Raw genomic sequence first — 20,986 nt, forward strand, 5'->3', positions numbered from 1 at the left:
ACTCATTTTATTCCAACATAAGATGGGTTTTTATTGAAAGTACGATGTCATGATTCAGACAACGCCAATCATTCAACAATTTGGCGTACTGGATAAGGTTACTTTAGTGATAAAGTAGCAAACAAAGGTGGTACCGCGAGCTAAGCTTTCGTCCTTTACATCCGAATGATTCGGGTTTAAAGGACGGAAGCTTTTTTTATTTTAACAAGGAGGTTAACAATTATGAAAAATACTGAATTCGCACAGATTGCACTTTCTCAAGATCATACAGGTGCAATCGCCAATCCAATATACTTATCTACAGCCTATCAACACCCCAAGCTCGGGGCGTCAACAGGATATGACTATACAAGAACTAAAAATCCTACACGTTCCGCATTTGAAGAAGCATTTGCAAAACTTGAAAGAGGTACTGCTTCATTTGCAACATCCAGTGGTATGTCTGCCATACAATTAATTTGTAACTTATTCAAATCTGGCGATGAAATTTTAGTTTCTTTCGACTTATATGGTGGTACTTTTAGACTTTTTGATTTTTATGAGCAGCAATACGGTATACATTTCAAATATGTTGACTTTCTAAATTATGAAGAAGTAGAGCAAAGTATTACAGAAAACACAAAAGCACTTTTTATCGAACCGATTTCTAATCCGCAAATGATAGAAGTTGATATTGACCCATATTACATTTTAAGTAAAAAATTCAATCTACTATCTATCATAGATAACACGTTTTTAACACCATATCTTTCAACACCACTTGAAGAAGGTGCAGATATTGTTTTACATTCGGCAACAAAATATATCGGAGGCCATAACGATGTACTCGCAGGCGTCGTAACTGTAAAAGATGAACAACTTGCGGAACAACTAGGACAATTACACAACATGATAGGCGCAACGCTATCACCTTTCGATAGTTATCTATTACAGCGTGGGTTAAAAACGCTACATTTAAGAATGGATCGTTCTGAATATAATGCTAAATTACTTGCCGAACGATGTAATCAGTTAGAAGCCATTGACCAAGTACTCTACAGTGGACGTACTGGTATGTTGAGTTTAAGACTGAATAAAGATTATATAGCTGATAAATTTTTAGAACACTTAGAGGTTTGTATTTTCGCTGAAAGCTTAGGTGGTACTGAAACATTTATTACTTTCCCATATACGCAAACACATGTGGATATGCCAGATGAAGAAAAAGATAAGCGCGGTATAGACGAATATCTATTAAGATTATCCATTGGCATTGAGAACTATGAAGATATCGAACAAGATATTATTCAAGCATTAGAAAAATCTAAACAAGGAGTGATTTTATGAGTTTATCAAAAGAAACAGAAGTAATATTCGATGCACATAGAGGGATTGATTATAATTCAGCAAATCCTCCTTTATACGATTCTTCAACATTTCATCAACAAGTTCTAGGTGGCGACGCACAATATGACTATGCTAGAAGTGGCAATCCAAACCGCGCCCTTTTAGAAGAAAAGCTAGCTAAGCTGGAAGGTGGTAGTCACGCCTTTGCATACGCATCTGGTATTGCAGCAATTTCAGCAGTGTTACTCACATTAAACGCTGGTGATCATGTCATTCTACCGGATGATGTATATGGTGGTACATTTAGATTGACTGAGCAAATATTAACACGTTTTAACATTGAATTTTCAACTGTAGATACAACTCACTTAAAAGAAATTGAAAATGCGATTCAAGACAATACGCAATTAATATATATTGAAACACCATCGAATCCGTTATTTAAAATTACAGATATTCGAGGCGCAGCAGATATCGCCAGAGACAACAATCTCTTACTCGCTGTAGACAATACCTTTATGACGCCACTTGGACAATCACCATTAGCACTCGGTGCAGATGTTGTTGTACATAGTGCCACTAAATTCCTAGGCGGCCACAGTGATATTATTGCTGGCGTAGCAGTTACCAGCAATCAAGCACTCGCTGATGCACTTTACTTATTGCAAAATGGCACTGGTAATGCGTTATCTGCACAAGATAGTTGGACATTGGCTAAACATTTAAAAACTTTACCTGTACGCTTTCAACAATCTGTTGAAAATACCAAACAAATCTATGACTTCTTAGCACAATGTGAGGAAATCTCAGAAGTCTATTACCCAGGAAATAGCGATCTACACTTGTCTCAATCCCGTCATGGTGGCGCTGTATTAGGTTTTAGATTGAAAGATGAGACAAAAGCACAAGCATTTGTCGATGCCTTATCATTACCCTTAGTTTCAGTAAGTTTAGGGGGCGTTGAAACAATCCTTTCTCATCCAGCTACGATGTCACATGCAGCTGTACCTAAAGCAGTACGCGAAGAACGTAATATCACGTTTGGGTTGTTTAGATTGAGTGTCGGATTAGAATCAGCCGACGAATTGATTTCAGATTTAAATTACGCATTTAAGGAGGCTTTCAATGAGTCAACTACTCGACAAACTAAAATCCAACATATTAGTAGCTGATGGCGCTATCGGGACAATCCTTTACTCTGAAGGTCTTGACACTTGCCCTGAAGCATATAACTTAAATCATCCCGACAAAGTTGAACGCATTCACCGCACCTATATTGAAGCTGGTGCAGATATTATTCAAACCAATACGTATGGCGCAAATTTTGAAAAATTAAAAGTTTTTGGTTTAGAACATAGAGTGAAAGACATTCACCAAGCAGCAGTACAAATTGCCAAAAAAGCAGCAAATGACGATACTTTTATCTTGGGGACTGTAGGTGGTTTTAGAGGTATTAAACAAGAAGACTTAGAGTTATCTTCTATTCAATATCACACTGAAATCCAAGTAGAAACCCTAGTTAATGCAGGTGTAGATGGCATTCTCTTTGAAACCTATTATGATTTGCAAGAACTCACCAATATTATTGAAGCTACAAAACGTAAATACGATATTCCAATTATCGCTCAATTGACTGCCTTAAATACAAATTATTTAAGAGATGGTACTGAAATCAATCACGCACTACACCAAGTAACTGCAAGTGGTGCAGATATTGTCGGATTAAACTGTCACCATGGACCACATCATATGCAGCAATCCTTTTCACACATCGAATTACCAGAAGGTGCATATTTATCTTGCTACCCAAATGCAAGCTTGCTAGATATTGAAAATAGCCAATTTAAATATAGTGATAATGCATCTTATTTCGGCAAGGTGGCAGAACAATTGATTAATGAAGGTGTCAGACTCATTGGTGGTTGTTGTGGCACAACACCTGAACATATTCAATATATTAAATCATCCGTAGCTGGTTTAAACCCTGTTACTAAAAAAGATGTTATACCGATTACAAAATATATCAATAACACAGAAAAAGAACCTAAAAAACAAAACCTTAAGTCAAAAGTTGAAAATCGCCCTACCATCATCGTGGAGTTGGATACGCCGAAGCACCTTGACACAGAAACATTTTTCAGAAATATCAAAAAACTTGATGATGCAAAGATTGACGCCGTCACTTTAGCTGATAATTCGTTGGCAACGGTACGCATTAGCAATGTTGCTGCTGCAAGCATTATTAAACAGCGTTATGATATCGAACCATTGGTGCATATCACTTGTCGTGACCGCAATCTCATCGGATTGCAGTCACATCTATTAGGATTGTCATTACTAGATATCAACGAAATTTTAACCATTACTGGTGACCCTTCAAAGATTGGCCATTTACCAGGGGCAACCAATGTCTATGATGTGAATTCTAAAGGGCTAACCGAAATTGCCTTACGTTTTAATCAAGGTATTAACACTGATGGTGATGCGCTGAAGACAAAGACAAACTTCAACATCGCAGGTGCTTTTGATCCAAACGTAAGAAAGTTAGACGGTGCAGTTAGACGCTTAGAGAAAAAGTTAGAGAGTGGCATGCACTACTTTATAACACAGCCAGTCTATAGCAAAGAAAAAATCAAAGAAGTTTATGAAGCGACGAAGCACTTAGACGTCCCTTTCTTTATAGGTATAATGCCTGTTACAAGTTATAACAACGCATTATTCTTACACAACGAAGTACCTGGCATTAAATTATCAGAAGACATATTAGAACAATTTGAAGCAGTCAAAGATGATAAAGCCAAAACAAAGGCTTTAAGTCTGAAACTTTCAAAGGATTTGATTGACACGGTACACGAGTATTTCAATGGCTTGTATTTAATTACACCATTCCAAAAAGTCGATTACACATTAGAACTTGCAAACTATTCAAAAACAATTACTTCAACTAAACAGGAGGCAATATTATGACAATTAAAACATCAAATTTAGGTTTTCCAAGGTTAGGTAGAAAAAGAGAATGGAAGAAAGCAATCGAAGGATACTGGTCAAATAAATATGATTTAGAAACGCTTCACCAACAATTAACAGATTTACACAAAGAGAACTTATTACTCCAAAAAAATTACAATTTATCTAGTATTCCAGTTGGAGATTTCTCACTATATGACCATATTCTTGATACATCGTTACTCTTTAATATCATCCCTGAACGCTTTCAAGGTAAAGACGTAGATGATGATTTATTATTCGATATTGCCAGAGGTAATAAAGAACATGTTGCGAGTGCATTAATCAAATGGTTCAACACAAACTATCACTATATCGTTCCAGAATGGGATCATGCTGAACCTAAATTAAATAAAAACGTGTTACTTGATCGTTTTAACTATGCACAATCACTTAATGTAACTGCGCACCCAGTTATTGTAGGACCAATTACATTTGTTAAATTATCTAAAGGTGGCACGCAGTCATTTGAAGAAAAAGTAAATACACTTTTACCATTATATAAAGAAGTTCTACAATCGTTAGTGGACGCTGGTGCTGAATATATTCAAATAGATGAGCCTGCATTAGTTACTGACGATAGCTCGGAATATGAAACTATCACACAAGCCGCATATGATTATTTCGCTGATACTGGTTTAGGTGAACACTTAGTAATACAAACTTATTTCGAACGTGTTAACTTAAAATTCTTAAACGGTCTCCCTGTTAAAGGATTAGGTTTAGATTTCGTACATGACAATGGATTTAATCTACAACAAATTGAAGCAGGAGATTTAGACAACTCTAAAACACTTTACGCAGGCATTATCGATGGCCGTAACGTTTGGGCTGCTGATATCGAAGCTAAAAAAGAACTAATTGAAACGCTACAAACATATTCAAACGACCTTGTCATCCAACCTTCATCTTCACTATTACACGTTCCTGTGTCACTGGATGATGAAACACTAGATACTTCAATTGCTGAAGGTTTGAGCTTCGCTACCGAAAAATTAGATGAATTAGATGCACTCAGACGCTTATTCAATGATAGCGATGATTCAAAATATAATGAGTTGAAGGCACGTTATGAACGTTTCCAAAACCAATCATTTAAAAATCTTGAATACGATTTCGATAGTGTACGTACTTCAAGACAATCTGCTTTTAAAGAGCGTAAAAAAGCTCAAGACGCACGACTAAATTTACCAGATTTACCAACAACGACTATTGGTTCTTTCCCACAATCCCAAGAGGTTCGTAAGTATCGCGCAGATTGGAAAAACAGTCGTATCACAGATGCAGCATATAAAGATTTCTTAAAAAATGAGATTGCTCGTTGGATTAAAATTCAAGAAGACATTGGTCTAGATGTACTTGTACATGGTGAATTTGAACGTAATGATATGGTAGAATTCTTTGGTGAAAAACTACAAGGTTTCTTAGTAACGAAATACGGTTGGGTACAATCATACGGTTCACGTGCGGTTAAGCCACCAGTTATTTATGGAGACGTAAAATGGACAGAACCACTTACGGTCAAAGAAACACTATATGCGCAAAGTTTAACAGACAAACCAGTTAAAGGTATGTTAACTGGCCCTGTCACTATTTTAAACTGGTCATTTGAACGTGTTGATTTGCCACGTGAAGAAGTTCAAGATCAAATCGCATTAGCAATTAATGAAGAAGTATTAGCGCTTGAGAATGAAGGTATTCAAATCATCCAAGTTGATGAACCCGCTTTAAGAGAAGGCTTGCCGCTTCGTTCAGAGTATCATGCAGACTATTTAGATAAAGCAGTTCGTTCATTCAAACTGTCAACATCTTCAGTCGCTGATGAGACACAAATTCATACACATATGTGTTATTCTCAGTTTGGTCAAATCATTCATGCAATTTACGACTTAGACGCAGATGTGATTTCCATTGAAACATCACGTAGTCATGGTGATTTAATTCAAGACTTTGAAGACATCACATACGATTTAGGTATCGGTTTAGGCGTATATGATATTCATAGTCCACGTATTCCAACTGAATCAGAAATTACAGAAGCAATTAACCGTGCTTTACAAGAAATTGATCGTTCACTGTTCTGGGTAAACCCTGACTGTGGTTTGAAAACACGTAAAGAAGATGAAGTTAAAGAAGCACTTAGCGTGTTAGTAAATTCCGTTGATAAATTACGTAAATCAACAAATACTGCAACTGTTTAATTACCAATCTTGTAGGTGATACCAATGAGTTATCCTTTATGGAAGCAATTAGAACAATTAAAATCATCAACGTGGGTCGACTTGACCCACACCTTTGATGAAACTATTCCTTGTTTCAGTGAATTTGAACGTGCCAAAGTCTCAACACTTTTCAATGTTTCAGATGATGGCTTTTATGTTCAAAACTGGAATATTGTAAGTCAGTATGGCACACATATTGACGCTCCTATTCACTTTGTAGAAAATACACGTTATTTGCATGAATTAACTTTAAAAGAATTGGCCCTACCACTTGTAGTTTTAGATTTTTCACAAGATGTAGCGCAAGATGCAGATTTTATTTTAACGCGTAGTCACATTGAACAATGGGAAGCTGAGCACGGCACAATTGAACCTGAGACATTTGTGGCCTTTCGCAGTGATTGGTCAAAACGTTGGCCAAATATCGAAGCCTTTGAAAATAAAGACTCCGATGGCAACCAACATTTACCAGGTTGGGGGCTAGACGCTTTGAAGTATTTACTTGAAGAACGTAAAGTTAAAGCTGTTGGTCATGAAACTTTCGATACAGATGCTTCGGTAGATATTGCAAAAAACGGTGACATCGTAGGTGAGCGTTACGTATTAGGTCAAGACACTTACCAAGTTGAGCTACTAACCAATTTAGATCAGTTACCTAGTCGAGGGGCAATCATTTATGCTATTAGTCCCAAACCAAAAGATGCACCAGGGTTCCCTGTTCGAGCATTCGCGATAAAACCTTAAACTTAAAACATAAGATTAGTACCACTCACATACAGGGTCCGGGGCATATATGTCTCGGGCCTTTATTAATATATCAACACGCAATGAATGATTCATTAACTCAAGAGATTATCCGTATTGGTTTTCATAATCATTATGTATCATTTCAGCTTAGTAAATATTTTAAATCAAGTATTTGTATTCCTAGTTATATTTACCTGTTTGTGGGTCAAAAATCTTTTTGGCACAATCAGGTTTCTGGCTCTTCTTTATTTATTTCATAGTACAAAACTTATAGGTCATTAGTTTGATTTTACATAAATGATAATCCATATCATTTAAAATCATTAAATCAATGTTATAATTCAAGAAAATTCAATATAGTTTATTTTGGGTGCTTTTCACCTATTTTCTATATAAATACCATAAATAGAGGTGACTTTTTTGCAACTTAATCAAACCAACACCCCTTTTAACAAGGAGCAATTGGCGCTCATCAATCAACTACTACCAATGCTTTCGACAGAACAGCAACATTGGTTAAGTGGTTATCTTATCAATCCAAATACGTCAGAGCCTGAAGACGACACTTCAGCAGCACAAGAACCAAACACAACAGACAATACAGAGGATGAAGTAAATGATACGACATCTGTAGTAAATTCAACGGAACCTATTGATGTTAATATATTATATGGTACAGAAACAGGTAACGCTGAAGAAATTGCCGAAACATTTGAAGGTAAGTTGAAAGAACATAATTTTAATGCACATTTATGGGATATGGATGATTTCCCTAAAGAAACATTAACCGAAGTTGAACATCTCTTTATCATTTGTTCAACACAAGGTGTGGGTGAACCCCCTATTAATGCTTTAGATTTATATGACTACCTTCATAGCGATGAGGCGCCACAGCTAGACACTGTCAACTTTGCAGTATTAGCACTTGGTGACCAAGACTTTCCAGACTTTTGTCAAGCCGGCAAAGACTTCGATCATATTCTAGATGAACTTGGTGCAAATAGAATCGCTGACCGCGTAGATTGTGATTTTGACTTTGAAGAAACTGCCGAGCAATGGATTTCAAATATGCTTGAATTACTTTCTCAAACATCATCGAATATGGCTACGATTGATGAAGATGATGAAACTGTTACTATAGATGAACCTGAAGTGCCATTTTCTAGATCAAACCCTTTTGAAGCAGAAGTTTTAACAAATAAAGTACTCACACAACCAGAAGCTTCTCGTGAAGTACGTCACTTGGAATTATCACTTGAAGGCTACTCTGAGACATACGAACCTGGAGATAGCTTGGTCGTTATACCACACAATGACTTAACATTGGTTTCAAGTTTAATCTCAGCATTGGGTTGGGAAGCCGATACTAATGTGCAACTTAGCGACAATGAGACGCCACGCTCACTTAAAGATGTATTGTTATATGATTTTGAAATTTCTAAATTAACCCCCGGGCTCTTGCACAACGCGGCAGAATTATTTGGCAACCCAATGTTAAATGCAAATGTTCAAAAATCAGAATGGATTCAGAATTATATAGATGGCAGAGATGTGATTGATTTAATTCAAGACTTCACACCCATATCCTTAGAACCTCAAATGCTGCCACAACTATTAAGAAAATTACCACCAAGGGAGTATTCTATAGCGAGTAGTAATCAGGTTAACCCTTCCAGTGTCGATATTACAGTTCGTGTTGTTAAGTACGAAGCACATCGTCGTGAGCGTTTTGGTGTTTGTTCTGTACAACTAGCAGAACGGACGCCTATAGGAGAGAAATTACCTGTATACCTTAAAAAGAATCCAAATTTCAAATTTCCTTATGAAGCCGATACACCAGTGATTATGATCGGAGCTGGAACTGGAATAGCGCCATATCGCGCTTACCTTCAAGAGCGAGCTCACTTAGGTCTAAAAGGAGCACAATGGCTCATCTTCGGAAATCAAAATTATCACCACGATTTCCTCTATCAAAGTGATTTAGAGAGCTGGCTGAATGAAGGGATATTAAGTAAATTAGATTTAGCTTTTTCAAGAGAGACAGAAAATAAAATTTATGTTCAACATCGCATTGAGGAAAATAGTGCTGAAATTTATCAATGGATTACTCAAGGCGCTATTATTTATCTTTGTGGTAATAAAGACGAGATGGCAAGTGGCGTCCATCAATCACTGATTAACGTTCTTAAAAGAGAAGGTAATTGCAATCAATCAGATGCTGAGGACTATTTGACAGAAATGATAAAACATCAACGTTACCAACGTGACGTATATTAATCGGTTAAACCAATAACTTAACTTCAATCATGTTTTAATTATCATTAACTATAAAAGTGCTATGCATACACCGATAAACGTAATCTGAATTCGCGATGAAATGAGACTCAAAATTCAAAAGGTGGTTATTATATGACACAATTCGCAATCACTTATGACAATGCATTAATACTGATAAATAAAGATTATGATGCTATTCAACTTGAAAGAAAATTGGAAGGTATGAATGTCATTTCAATAGCTCAAGATCCTAACGATAAAAACACTCTTTATTGCGGCACTTTTGATCGTGGTTTATGGAAAAGTGTGGACAAAGGGCAAAATTGGTTCCCTATTGGGACACGTTTCACATACAATAGTCCCTTCAAACATGATGATATTCACATGACTGCTATCACTGCAGTTACAGTTATAGATACAGGCAATCATCATAGTTCTGTGCTCGTAGGTACTGAACCTAGTGCTTTATTCATCTCAAATGATCAGGGGGATTCATTCGAATTACTGACTGACTTTAGTCATATTGCTGGTAAAGAACACTGGTTCTTTCCACCTAGACCACATACACATCATGTGAAATGGTTTGATACAAATACCAAATCACCAAATGTCATTAACCTTACAATTGAAGCTGGTGGTTTTATCCAATCTACAGATTCAGGTCAACACTGGACAGCACCACAAACCCAAGATACACCCATTGATATTCATGTCTTAAAGAGCCATCCAGACTATCCGAATAGATTGTACGGAGTATTAGGTGATGCTTTCTTAAATGGTGGACGTGATACATTTATTGAAAGTGATGATTATGGTAAGACTTGGACAACATTGATTGAAGGAATCGAGCACAGATATGGCTATGGTTTAGCGATAAATTCTCAAAATCCAGATAATATTGTCATCGCTACTTCAAACTCCCCATATAACGCACATAACTATGGAGACAACACCTTTTCCACCATTTACACTATTAATAAAGCACAAGACAGTGAGTGGACTGAAGTAACTACAGGGCTACCTTCCCCAAATGGTACATTGATTTCATCTATCACCGAACGAGATGGTACGTTTTATATTGCCAATAATAATGGGGTCTATTATTCAGATGATGGTGGTATCAATTGGACAGCATTTGATATAACATGGCCAGAATCACTCACGTCTCAACACGCACATCAATTTATTACTTTAAATTAGAAATTGTTAAACGCATAACCTTAGCTTTGGTTGCTAGCCAAACGCTAAGGTTATTTTTATGTGCAATCAAAACAACATGCAGGTGAATATACCACTTAACTGTAAATACATGCCACTTATATCATTTATGTAGTATTCATAGTTAAAATTTGGTTTACTTATGCCAATAGGAGGTGTGTATTTATGGATTTAGAAATCATTCACGATAATAATTTACCCAAAGGCAAGGTTATCATTCAAAGTCACAAACATACTGAACAACTACCAGATATTATCGCTTGTATGAAACAAGTATCTCAAAACAAATTATTCCCCGGAAAATATCAAGATGATATTTACTATATCAAACATCAAGATATTATTAGTTTTCGTATTGAGAATAAAGTTTTAACGATTATAACGTCAGACCATCAATACACCAGTACTCAACGTTTATATGAAGTGAAATCACAAATGAACATGCAATTTTTACAGATTTCAAAATCTGAAATAATTAACATTAACTATATCGATTATTTGAAACTTAATAAAAATGGCACAATCGAGATTCGTTTTACGAATAATGACTTCACATACTCTTCAAGGAGATATTTGCCATTAATCAAGGAGGCTTTAAAACTATGAAACGTTTATTTCGTGGTGCAACCATTGGTATTGCCATTGGTGTAATCATTGCTCTAATCTTTTCATCTATTTTTGCTCGAACAGCTTTTCATCCTGTCTCACCTGTATCAACCATGGGGCGCTTTTATTTTGAACATTTAAACGAATTACAAATTATGCTTATTTCAGTTATTATCTGGGCCTTAATCGGCGTTAGTTTCAGTTTTGGTGAACTCATATTTTCAAGTTCTAGAAAATCACTCTTATTTAAAACATCACTTCATTTTAGTCTTATGTTTATCATTATGTTGCCTTTAGCTATACTAGCCGGATGGTTTCCACTTAAATTATCAGCAGTTTTGTTTTTCATCATTATCTATACAGTTATCTATTTTATTATTTGGATCATAGAAACGAAACGCAATCAGGATGATATCAATGAGATTAACGCTATGCTTTCTCACAGAAGGAATGATAAAAATGAACAAAGGTAGATATACTGTGTTACCAAGTGAACCTATTACGCTATTCTTAATTGGTCTTCATGTGAACAAATGGTATAAAATCCATAAATGGTTACCCGTTCTTTTAGCTATGCCACCTATGCTCAATGAGTTATTAAAAAACAAATCTCTTGGATGTCTATCTTATGAAATGTTTTTTAAATACCGTGGGGTGATGGTAGTACAATATTGGGAGTCGAATGAACACCTTTTATTTTATTCAAAAATGCCAAAACACTTAAAAGCATGGCGTAGATTTTCAAAAGCATTAACGCAGAATGACGCTGTCGGTTTCTATCATGAAACTTATAATTCAGAATCAAAACAATATGAAAATATTTATATCAACATGCCAGACTTTGGACTAGGTAAGGCACGTGATAATCAAGTAGTAAACAAAAAAACACAATCTGCAAAACAAAGACTACGCTCTCAAGGATGACTTTACACCAGTGTTTTAACAGTAAATGAATGCAAATAGTAATGGCCGAGACACGATCATTGATGTCCCGGCCATTATTTATTATATTGTTTATATATTACCTAATATATTCGAAGATGCCTGCAGCGCCCATGCCGACGCCTATACACATCGTTACCATGCCGTATTTTGTATCTGGTCTTTTCTTCATTTCTGATAACAATCTCCCTACCAGCATGGCACCGGTCGCTCCTAGTGGATGTCCTAATGCAATTGCTCCACCATTAACATTCGTCTTCTCAGTATCTAATCCCACTTCTCTCATAGACGCTAAAGTTTGAGAGGCAAAAGCTTCATTTAATTCTACTAAATCTATATCGCTCACATCTAAGTCAGCTTGTTTTAACACTTCAGGAATTGCGTAAGCTGGTCCAATACCCATTAATTTAGGATCTACACCAACCGCTTTGAATCCTACAAAGCGTGCAATGGGTTTAACACCTAATTCCTTAACTTTTTCTCCAGACATGACAACTACAAATCCAGAACCATCTGTTAATGGTGCAGATTGCCCTGCAGTCACTGTGCCGTCAGCCTTAAACACCGTGCGTAGCTTAGCAAGTGCTTCTTTATTTGTGTCGGGTCTAATCAATTCGTCATCTTTAAACACTTCTTTGCTAATAACCGGACCATTTTGATCATAAGTCACCTTATTAACCTCTATAGGAATAATTTCATCTTCAAATTTGCCTGATTGCTGCGCTGCTGCTGCTCGTTGATGACTTTGCACAGCATATGCATCTTGGTCCTCTCTTGAAACATGATATGTTTCAGCAACCATTTCTGCAGTCAATCCCATAGGATAAGAAACACCAGAATCTTCATCTTGAAGTATTGGATTATTCGTCGGTTCATTACCACCCATTGGCACTGCACTCATCAGCTCAATACCACCAGCGACAAGGACATCTGCTTGGTCAGCAATAATTTGATTTGCCGCATGGGCAATCGTTTGAAGTCCTGAAGAACAATAGCGATTCACCGTTTGACCTGGAACTTCATTAGGCATACCTGCAAGTAATGCAATCGTTCTTGCAATATTCTGACCTTGTAAGCCTTCTGGGAATGAATTGCCGACAATCACATCTTCTACCATGCTTGGCTCAAATGAACCTCCAACTCTTTCTAATACACCTTTTAATACTTTAGCGGCAACCTCATCTGGTCTTTCATGAGCCATTGCACCATTTTTTGCTTTACCAGCTGCTGAACGTCCATAAGCAACAATATATGCATCTCGCATTTAAGTTCACCCTTTCTTATCCTGATTAATGATTAGTTACGTAGTGGTTTACCTTTTTCTAACATGTGTGAAATTCTGTCATACGTTTTTTTGTTTTGTAAAAGTTCTAAAAATCTCTCTTTTTCAAGTTTTTGCAAATATCTTTGATTAACGTAAGTGTTACGTGGAATATCTCCACCTGACAATACTTCTGCCACTTTCAACGTAATTTCATAATCATAGTCACTGATAAAATGACCCATACGTTGTGCATCTAACTGACCTTCAGCTAATGCTTTGAAGTCTTTTCCTAACGCTATATATTGTGTTTTTGGCGTTGGCACATAATTTGTCTCTGCTTCATAACGTGCTCTGTTTAAGGCTACCTCTACACGTCTTTCAGTATTTAAAATTACTGTATCTGTGTTTCTTAAATAACCAAATCTGATAGCTTCATAAGCATTAGTTGAAACTTTTGCAAAACCGATTTGCATCAATATATCCGTAATTGATTTTTGTTTATCATCATTTTTATGATTCGTACGTAGCACTCTATCTGTTAATTCAGCAAGGCCACCTCCAGCAGGTAACAAGCCAACCCCTGTTTCAACAAGACCTATATAAGATTCACTTGCAGCAACTACGATTGGTGAATGTAAAACTAATTCACAACCACCGCCTAAGGCTCTACCGTGAACTGCTGTCACAACTGGTTTCAATGAATATTTCAATCTAGAGAAGACGTGGTGTAGTTGTTCAACTGCTGCGCCAACTTCTTCTACTACGCGACCTTCTTCATGTGCTTTTTTCATTTGGAATAAGTTTGCACCAACACTAAAGTTGTTTCCACCACCATAAATGACCATGCTCGTATAGTCTTCGCTTTCTAATTTATTAATTGCATCTAATAAATCATCAAGGAAACCATTTGAAATTACATTATTTTTGCTTTGTAGTTTTAATAAAAGTTGATCCTTATTTGCTACTGATAAATTTGAATCCTCTTTATTCCAAATTTCTTCATCAATATATTCTGCTACTGGTGTAATTCGTTCGATAGATTCACCTTCACTATAGAATGGTGTCGTACGTTGCTCTATCCAATCTGGTAGCTGTCCTAATTCTTCTTTCATACGTGATTTCACACGTTCGAATCCCATTAAATCCCATAGTTGAAATGCGCCTAGTTTCCAATTGAACCCCCATACTAATGCGCGATCAATATCTTTAAAGGATTCTGCAGCTTTTGGTACATTAACTGCTGAATAATAGAAATTATTTCTTAATGTTTCCCACAAGAACACACCTGCGTCATCTTGTGCATTAAAGATAACGTCTAAGTTATTGGCTAAGTCTTTACTGAATTTACCTAATATTTCTAATTGTGGTTGTTCGGGCGCTACATATTCATTCTGTTCTGGGTCAAACACATAACGTTTTTTATCTACTTTTTTATAAAATCCTTGTTTAGTTTTATTACCTAACGCACCATTTTCCACTAATTTTTCAGATAGTTTAATATCGTGGAAGAAAGGTTGTTCTTCAGGAATACTTTGCAATCCTTTGATAACCGCTAAAGCAATATCTAACCCTACTAAATCAGATAAACCATACGTCCCCATCTTAGGACGCCCAATACTTCGACCCGTTAATGCATCTACTTCTGTAATAGAAAATCCTTGTTGTTCAGCTCTATACATAATGTCATTCATCGTTTGAGTACCTACACGGTTAGCAACAAATCCTGGTACGTCATTTGCAACAATGACACCTTTACCAAGTACGTCTTCAGCAAATGCTTGCACACGTGCAATAACTTTTTCAGAAGTGTTGCTATTTGGAATGACCTCCACTAATTTCATAATACGTGGTGGGTTGAAGAAATGCATTCCAAAAAATCTTTCTTTATCTTGTGTATCAAATACATTTGCGATTGATTCAATTGGGATGCCTGACGTGTTAGTCGCAAATATCGCTTCTTTTTTGGCAACGTCTTTCACTTTATTCCAAACTTGATGCTTAATCTCTACTTCTTCTTTAACGGCTTCTATATAAATATCCGCATCATCTTGTCCTACTAAATCTTCATTGAAATTACCGTAAGATAAATTGGATGCAAACGCTAAATCAAATAATTGTGGACGTTTAGGATTTGTTATAATCTCATATGCTTTTCTTGAAATTTTATTAGGATCATTTTCATCAATCACAATGTCTAGCAGTTTTACTTTTAGTCCTGCGTTAACAAGCAGTGCTGCGATTTGACTGCCCATTGTACCTGCACCTAATACTGTTGCTTTTCTTATCGTCATACTAAACCCTCCAAATTTTTTCTTGAACTACAGATATGTGTGTTAAATAAATGCTGAGTCGCCCGTGATTGCTCTTCCAATTACCAAGGCATTAACTTCATGTGTGCCTTCATAAGTGTAAATAGCTTCAGCATCTGCAAAGAACCTAGCGATATCATATTCTCCAGCTAAAATACCATTACCTCCGTGTACACCACGTCCCATAGCTACAGATTCTCTCAATCTTAATGAGTTCATCATTTTCGCAGTTGAAGTTGCTACTTCATCATACTCTCCATTGGCTTGCATACGGGCAAGCTGTGCACATGTAGCCATTGCTTGCGCTAAATTACCTTGCATCATGGCTAATTTTTCTTGAATTAACTGGAACTTACTAATTTCTTTACCAAATTGTTTACGTTTTGTTACATAGTCCGTCGTTGCTCTCAAAGCACCAGCCATAGCACCTGTAGCCATATAAGCCACTCCAGCACGTGTAGAATACAAGACTTTCGCAATATCTTTAAAAGAATTGATATTTTGCAGGCGTTTTTCCTCTTTAACGACTACATTTTTTAAATGAATCTTTGCGTTAGGAACAATTCTCAGTGCAATTTTATGTTCTAATAGTTCTATTTCCACGCCTTCTTGACTTGGTTCAATGATGAAACCTTTTGGCTTACCTGTATCGACATCGACCGCATATACAGGCATAACATCAGCTACATTTGCACCGCCAATCCATTTTTTCTCACCATTAATAATCCATTCATCGCCTTCTCTTTTGGCCGTCGTTTCTAATCCACCTGCAACATCAGAGCCATGCTCTGGTTCAGTTAGTGCGAAACATGTACGCAATTCATGGGATTGTAATTTCGGTAAGTAATAAGCTTGTTGTTCTTTACTACCACCAAACCAAAATGAATTATGTCCTAATCCTTGATGCACACCTAACAATGTCGCTAAAGAGACATCAAATCTTGCTATTGTATAAGACATGAAGAATTGGAACATTTGGCTTGGTGTTTGCGCACCTTCACGCCCTTCAAAAAGTAATGGATTTCTGAAATAATTTAATTTACCCAACTCTTCGAAATAATCTTCTGGTTCAGTAGCGTTTAACCAGTGCTCATTGACTGAATCTCGGTATTTTTCTTCTAACATGTCATTCAACTGTTTTAGCAGTTTAACTTCACCTTCCGTTAAATCTTTCGCAATGCTTAAGATATCCTCTGGGTATAGTGCTTTGATTGTTTCTTCTTTTGTTGGCATAATTAAAACCTCCATCGTAATGTTTGCGCTTACATTTTTATCGAAAATTTTTTGCTTAATAATTATTTTAATTCATCTTTACCTTGAGCTAACTTCTGAGCTTTATCATTCATGTATTTCTGAAGTTCCAACTTGTCTGCTTTTGACGTAGAGTTCAATGGCATATGTGTCAGTTTTAGATATAGTCTTGGTATTTTATAACCTGCAATGTTCTCTCGCATATGTTCATCTAATTTCTGTTCAAAGTCTGGGTCATCCTCGGTAAGTACAACCGCTGCAGCAACTGATTCACCATATTTAGGGCTATCATATCCGACAACAACACCTTGGGCTACAAGCGGATGTTCTGATAACACCGCTTCAACTTCGGATGGTAATACATTCTCGCCACCAGTAATAATCATTTCTTTGCGGCGATCAACGATATAGACATCACCATCTTCATCTACTTTGGCTAAATCACCAGTTAAGAAATATTCACCATGGAACGTTTTGGCAGTTTCTTCTGGTTTATTCCAATAACCTGGTGTTACGTTATTCCCACGAACTCCAAGTTCACCAATTTCTCCAACTTCCACTTCTTCAAAATTATTATCAAATATGCATATATCCATGAACATTACTGGTTGTCCAATACTACCAGGCTTCTGCGCTCCATTCTCTGGTGTATTAACCATGACGAGTGGTGCTTCAGTTAAACCATAACCGTTAATAATAGCATATCCCATGCTATTAAATTTCTTTTGTACCATTGGTAATGGTGCTGAGCCACCTTGAATTAAGAAATCAATAGTTTCAAAGTTTTTTAGGTCAAAATTTTCAGCTACTAACATGGCATAATACATCGTTGGAATCTGAATTAAATAATTTGGTTTGTACTGAGCCATTAAATCATTTAAAGATTCTCCATTAAAGTAACGTTGGAGTATAAGAGTACCACCAGCCATTAATAAAGGCAGCGTCAAATCGTTAAATCCTAATACATGAAACATAGGCGTTGAAATAATAGTTGTGTACGTCGAATTAATTTTATAAGTTAGTGCTATATTAATGGGATTATTTACAAAAGAGTCATATGAAAACATAACGCCTTTAGGCAACCCCGTCGTACCACTTGTATACATCAACGAAGCTAAATCGCTTCCTTCAACACTTACTGTATTGAAAGGACGGTGTTGCGTTGGGTCTACAATGTCATCATATACTTTTGAATCTATATCCATGTGAAGTAATTCGTCAGCAACGCCTTCTAAACTTGAAACGTGCTTTTCAGCGTAGAAAATGAGTTTCACATTTGAATCAGTGATAACACTCTCAATCTCCTGTGTTTTTAGACGCCAATTAATTGGCAAGTAAACTGCGCCTAATTTAAATGAAGCAAACATTAAATCCAATATCGCGACATCATTAGGTGTGAATATACCAACGACATCACCACGTTTAATACCTTGATCTTGTAAATAATTGGCTAAGTTCTCTGCACGAATATTTAAATCTTTATAGGACCATTCAGTGTCTTTGAATGGATCAATCACTGCGGCTTTATTATCATCAAACGTTGCTCTTGTTTTAATCCAGTCGTAGTTCATATTTTTCTCCCCCTTATTTAAATACGATGTTCCGACTTAATTGCTTGAGACAATCCTCCCCATTCATCTTGATAAATATCGCTATTGGTCACTTTGATATCATCTGCAATGATAGGTCTAAATGCCATATGTGCTAAAATGTCTTTTTCTAGATCCAAGCCAGGTGCAATCTCAAGAAGTTTCAGCCCCTTAGACGTTAATCCAAAAACTGCGCGTTCTGTTACAAAATAAACTTCTTGCTTTAGTTCCAATGCGTTATGGGCGTTAAAATCCGTATTACCAATATTATTTACAAATTTTGAAGTATGGCCCTCTTGCTTCACAGTTACTTTGTTATTTTCATACGATAGTTGACCCCCGACAACCATTGAGCCTGAAAAAACAATGGTATCCACTGTTTGGCTGATGTCTATAAAGCCGCCACAGCCATTCATTTTATCTCCAAACTTTGAAACATTTACATTTCCATATTGATCAACTTCGGCAAAACTGAGATACGCTACATCTAACCCATCGCTATAAATGAAATCCCATGTCATGTCGTGCCTCATACGGGCACTCAAGTTATAGTTCATACCAAATCGTGATCCACTACTGATTAAACCACCGAAAACACCTGTATCGATATTTGGTTGTACTAGATGATGCACTTGTTCTTCAATTAACACATTAGATAATTCATTATTGATGCCAAAACCAATACTGATTACGTCTCCCTCGAGTAGAAATTGAGCTGCACGCCTCAAGATGACTTTGCGGGTACCTAAAGCTATATATGGTTCTCGCATCTTAGCGATTTGATAATGACCAGAGAGCGCAGGATCATATTGTGTTTGCACGACCTGTCTATGAAGCTTTGGATTCGTATTAATCACTACATAATCCACTAGCTTTCCTGGAATAAATACCTCACTTGGGTTAAAACTGCCTTTTTCTACAACATCTTTAACTTGAACAATCACTCTTCCTTTATTCCTATGCGTTGCAGCCGCCAAACTATAACCTTCGCCTAAATGGGCCTCATGAGTCATATAAATATTTCCATCTGTGTCGGCATATGTACCTCTTAATAGTGCTATATCAATATCAGGAAAATGATACTGTAAATAATTTTGATGATTAATTTCTATCAATGATACTAAATCCTCTGTTGTACATGTATTGACTTTACCTCCTGAGTAACGAGGATCTACATTAGTATTTAGTCCAATTTTAGATATTATGCCTGGTGACGCATGTGTTTTATTTCTATAGTGTGTCGTAATCACACCTTGTGGTAAATAATATGCTTCAATGTCATTATTACGCATTGCATTGATGGTTTCTGGTGAACCCGTAATGATACTTGTAATTAATCGCTTAATCATACCCCTTGTAGTAAAAGAATCTAAATCATAACTATCTCCACGATAATCACTAATGTCATTCGCTAGCATAAAAGTAAAATCCTTAAAAGATTGATCTTCATCATTATGTTCGACTAACGTTTTCAATATCTCAGCTGGTAAATTAGCCGTTGATAAGGCTGCCAGAGCTATAACATCACCTTTTTTAATGATGCTTGTTAAATCTGAAAATGGAATAATTTTCATATAGGTGTCTCCTATCTTTATTTAATCCAAACTGTTATACATAATTTCCCCTTTTAAAACCTCTCCTTTTTTAAAATGTAAGCTCTTACATGTAATATACCATTATTTTTGAAAATTATGCAAAAATTTCAAATTTTACAAACAAAGACCTTTCTTACATCTGACTACATGAGCATTTAACAACTAAATGGCTTTTTTACACCAATATACTTCTTCTAATTTACTTAATATTATCTGAGAATAGTCAAGAGGCAATCATACCTAGGAATACTTATTATGACTGGTTAATAGTGCCCTATTATTCAAGTTATACAACTCAAAAAAATTTTGTTTTGTTAAGAAAATTAACGCTTTAGGTTATGTTATTTTACACAAATTTTGAATGCTAAAACTTTTATAATAATATGTAAATGCAATATAAATTCAAAGCAAGGGGGGTGCTTGATTATGTTATCTGGATTATTAGGACCAATCGTTGATTTAATTGCTGCTTTAGGACTTTAATTTCTTTGATTCAAGATCCATGGACAATACTTCATATTCTGATTCCATAGGTGTTGTGATGATATCAAACTAAACAAGGGGGTGCTTGATTATGTTATCTGGATTATTAGGACCAATCGTTGATTTAATTGCTGCTTTAGGACTTTAATTT

At 36.1% G+C, this 20,986-nt stretch carries 15 protein-coding genes and 1 other annotated feature (1 of these 16 cut by a window edge); of the genes, 10 read left to right on the top strand and 5 right to left on the bottom strand.

What is annotated here, in order from left to right; genetic code table 11:
- Positions 1–159: a binding site (T-box leader), on the top strand (it extends 213 nt beyond the left edge of the window).
- Positions 160–222: 63 nt separating this feature from the next.
- The 10 genes from D9V42_RS08115 to D9V42_RS08160 all read left to right on the top strand — a co-directional run bounded on the left by D9V42_RS08115 (position 223) and on the right by D9V42_RS08160 (position 12,326).
- Positions 223–1,326, top strand: coding sequence for a PLP-dependent transferase (locus tag D9V42_RS08115; RefSeq protein WP_122064347.1), 1,104 nt, complete (start codon positions 223–225; stop codon positions 1,324–1,326).
- Positions 1,323–2,498, top strand: a complete 1,176-nt coding sequence (metC, locus tag D9V42_RS08120) for a cystathionine beta-lyase MetC (RefSeq protein ID WP_122064349.1) — start codon at positions 1,323–1,325, stop codon at positions 2,496–2,498. The genes D9V42_RS08115 and metC overlap by 4 nt, the downstream gene beginning before the upstream one ends.
- The gene (locus tag D9V42_RS08125) at positions 2,452–4,293 is read left to right on the top strand and encodes a bifunctional homocysteine S-methyltransferase/methylenetetrahydrofolate reductase (RefSeq protein WP_122064351.1); all 1,842 of its coding nucleotides are present in this window, start codon (positions 2,452–2,454) and stop codon (positions 4,291–4,293) included. Before metC ends, D9V42_RS08125 begins: the two co-directional genes overlap by 47 nt.
- Positions 4,287–6,533: a 5-methyltetrahydropteroyltriglutamate--homocysteine S-methyltransferase gene (gene metE, locus D9V42_RS08130; RefSeq protein WP_122064353.1), complete on the top strand. Its 2,247-nt coding sequence runs from the start codon at positions 4,287–4,289 to the stop codon at positions 6,531–6,533. Before D9V42_RS08125 ends, metE begins: the two co-directional genes overlap by 7 nt.
- Positions 6,534–6,557: 24 nt before the next feature.
- Positions 6,558–7,298 carry a cyclase family protein gene (locus D9V42_RS08135; RefSeq protein ID WP_107554655.1) on the top strand — a complete coding sequence of 247 codons (741 nt, stop codon included), beginning with the start codon at positions 6,558–6,560 and terminating at the stop codon, positions 7,296–7,298.
- A gap of 423 nt (positions 7,299–7,721) precedes the next feature.
- A complete protein-coding gene (locus D9V42_RS08140) occupies positions 7,722–9,578 on the top strand; it encodes a diflavin oxidoreductase (RefSeq protein WP_167456096.1) in 1,857 nt (618 codons plus the stop codon).
- Positions 9,579–9,710: 132 nt separating this feature from the next.
- Positions 9,711–10,778: a WD40/YVTN/BNR-like repeat-containing protein gene (locus D9V42_RS08145; RefSeq protein WP_122064355.1), complete on the top strand. Its 1,068-nt coding sequence runs from the start codon at positions 9,711–9,713 to the stop codon at positions 10,776–10,778.
- Positions 10,779–10,961: 183 nt separating this feature from the next.
- Positions 10,962–11,402, top strand: coding sequence for a LytTR family DNA-binding domain-containing protein (locus D9V42_RS08150; RefSeq protein WP_107554652.1), 441 nt, complete (start codon positions 10,962–10,964; stop codon positions 11,400–11,402).
- Positions 11,399–11,875, top strand: coding sequence for a DUF3021 domain-containing protein (locus D9V42_RS08155; RefSeq protein ID WP_122064357.1), 477 nt, complete (start codon positions 11,399–11,401; stop codon positions 11,873–11,875). The genes D9V42_RS08150 and D9V42_RS08155 overlap by 4 nt, the downstream gene beginning before the upstream one ends.
- Positions 11,862–12,326 carry a DUF4188 domain-containing protein gene (locus D9V42_RS08160; RefSeq protein ID WP_107554650.1) on the top strand — a complete coding sequence of 155 codons (465 nt, stop codon included), beginning with the start codon at positions 11,862–11,864 and terminating at the stop codon, positions 12,324–12,326. The genes D9V42_RS08155 and D9V42_RS08160 overlap by 14 nt, the downstream gene beginning before the upstream one ends.
- Before the next feature lie 97 nt (positions 12,327–12,423).
- On the opposite strand, the gene D9V42_RS08165 is transcribed toward D9V42_RS08160, so the two are convergent.
- From D9V42_RS08165 to fadX, 5 genes are all read right to left on the bottom strand, one after another.
- A complete protein-coding gene (locus tag D9V42_RS08165) occupies positions 12,424–13,608 on the bottom strand; it encodes a thiolase family protein (RefSeq protein WP_107530679.1) in 1,185 nt (394 codons plus the stop codon).
- 32 nt (positions 13,609–13,640) lie between these two features.
- Positions 13,641–15,899 (bottom strand): 3-hydroxyacyl-CoA dehydrogenase/crotonase FadB, encoded by a 2,259-nt coding sequence (gene fadB / locus D9V42_RS08170; RefSeq protein WP_122064359.1) that lies wholly within the window; start codon positions 15,897–15,899, stop codon positions 13,641–13,643.
- A gap of 42 nt (positions 15,900–15,941) precedes the next feature.
- Positions 15,942–17,150, bottom strand: a complete 1,209-nt coding sequence (gene fadE, locus D9V42_RS08175) for an acyl-CoA dehydrogenase FadE (protein WP_122064361.1) — start codon at positions 17,148–17,150, stop codon at positions 15,942–15,944.
- Between the two features lie 62 nt (positions 17,151–17,212).
- Entirely contained in the window at positions 17,213–18,739 is a 1,527-nt protein-coding gene (fadD, locus tag D9V42_RS08180; protein WP_107554647.1) for a long-chain-fatty-acid--CoA ligase FadD, read from the bottom strand.
- 17 nt (positions 18,740–18,756) lie between these two features.
- Positions 18,757–20,331 carry a fatty acid degradation protein FadX gene (gene fadX, locus D9V42_RS08185; RefSeq protein WP_122064363.1) on the bottom strand — a complete coding sequence of 525 codons (1,575 nt, stop codon included), beginning with the start codon at positions 20,329–20,331 and terminating at the stop codon, positions 18,757–18,759.
- Positions 20,332–20,986 lie beyond the last annotated feature (655 nt).

Source organism: Staphylococcus pseudoxylosus, assembly GCF_003697915.1.
Classification (GTDB): domain Bacteria; phylum Bacillota; class Bacilli; order Staphylococcales; family Staphylococcaceae; genus Staphylococcus; species Staphylococcus pseudoxylosus.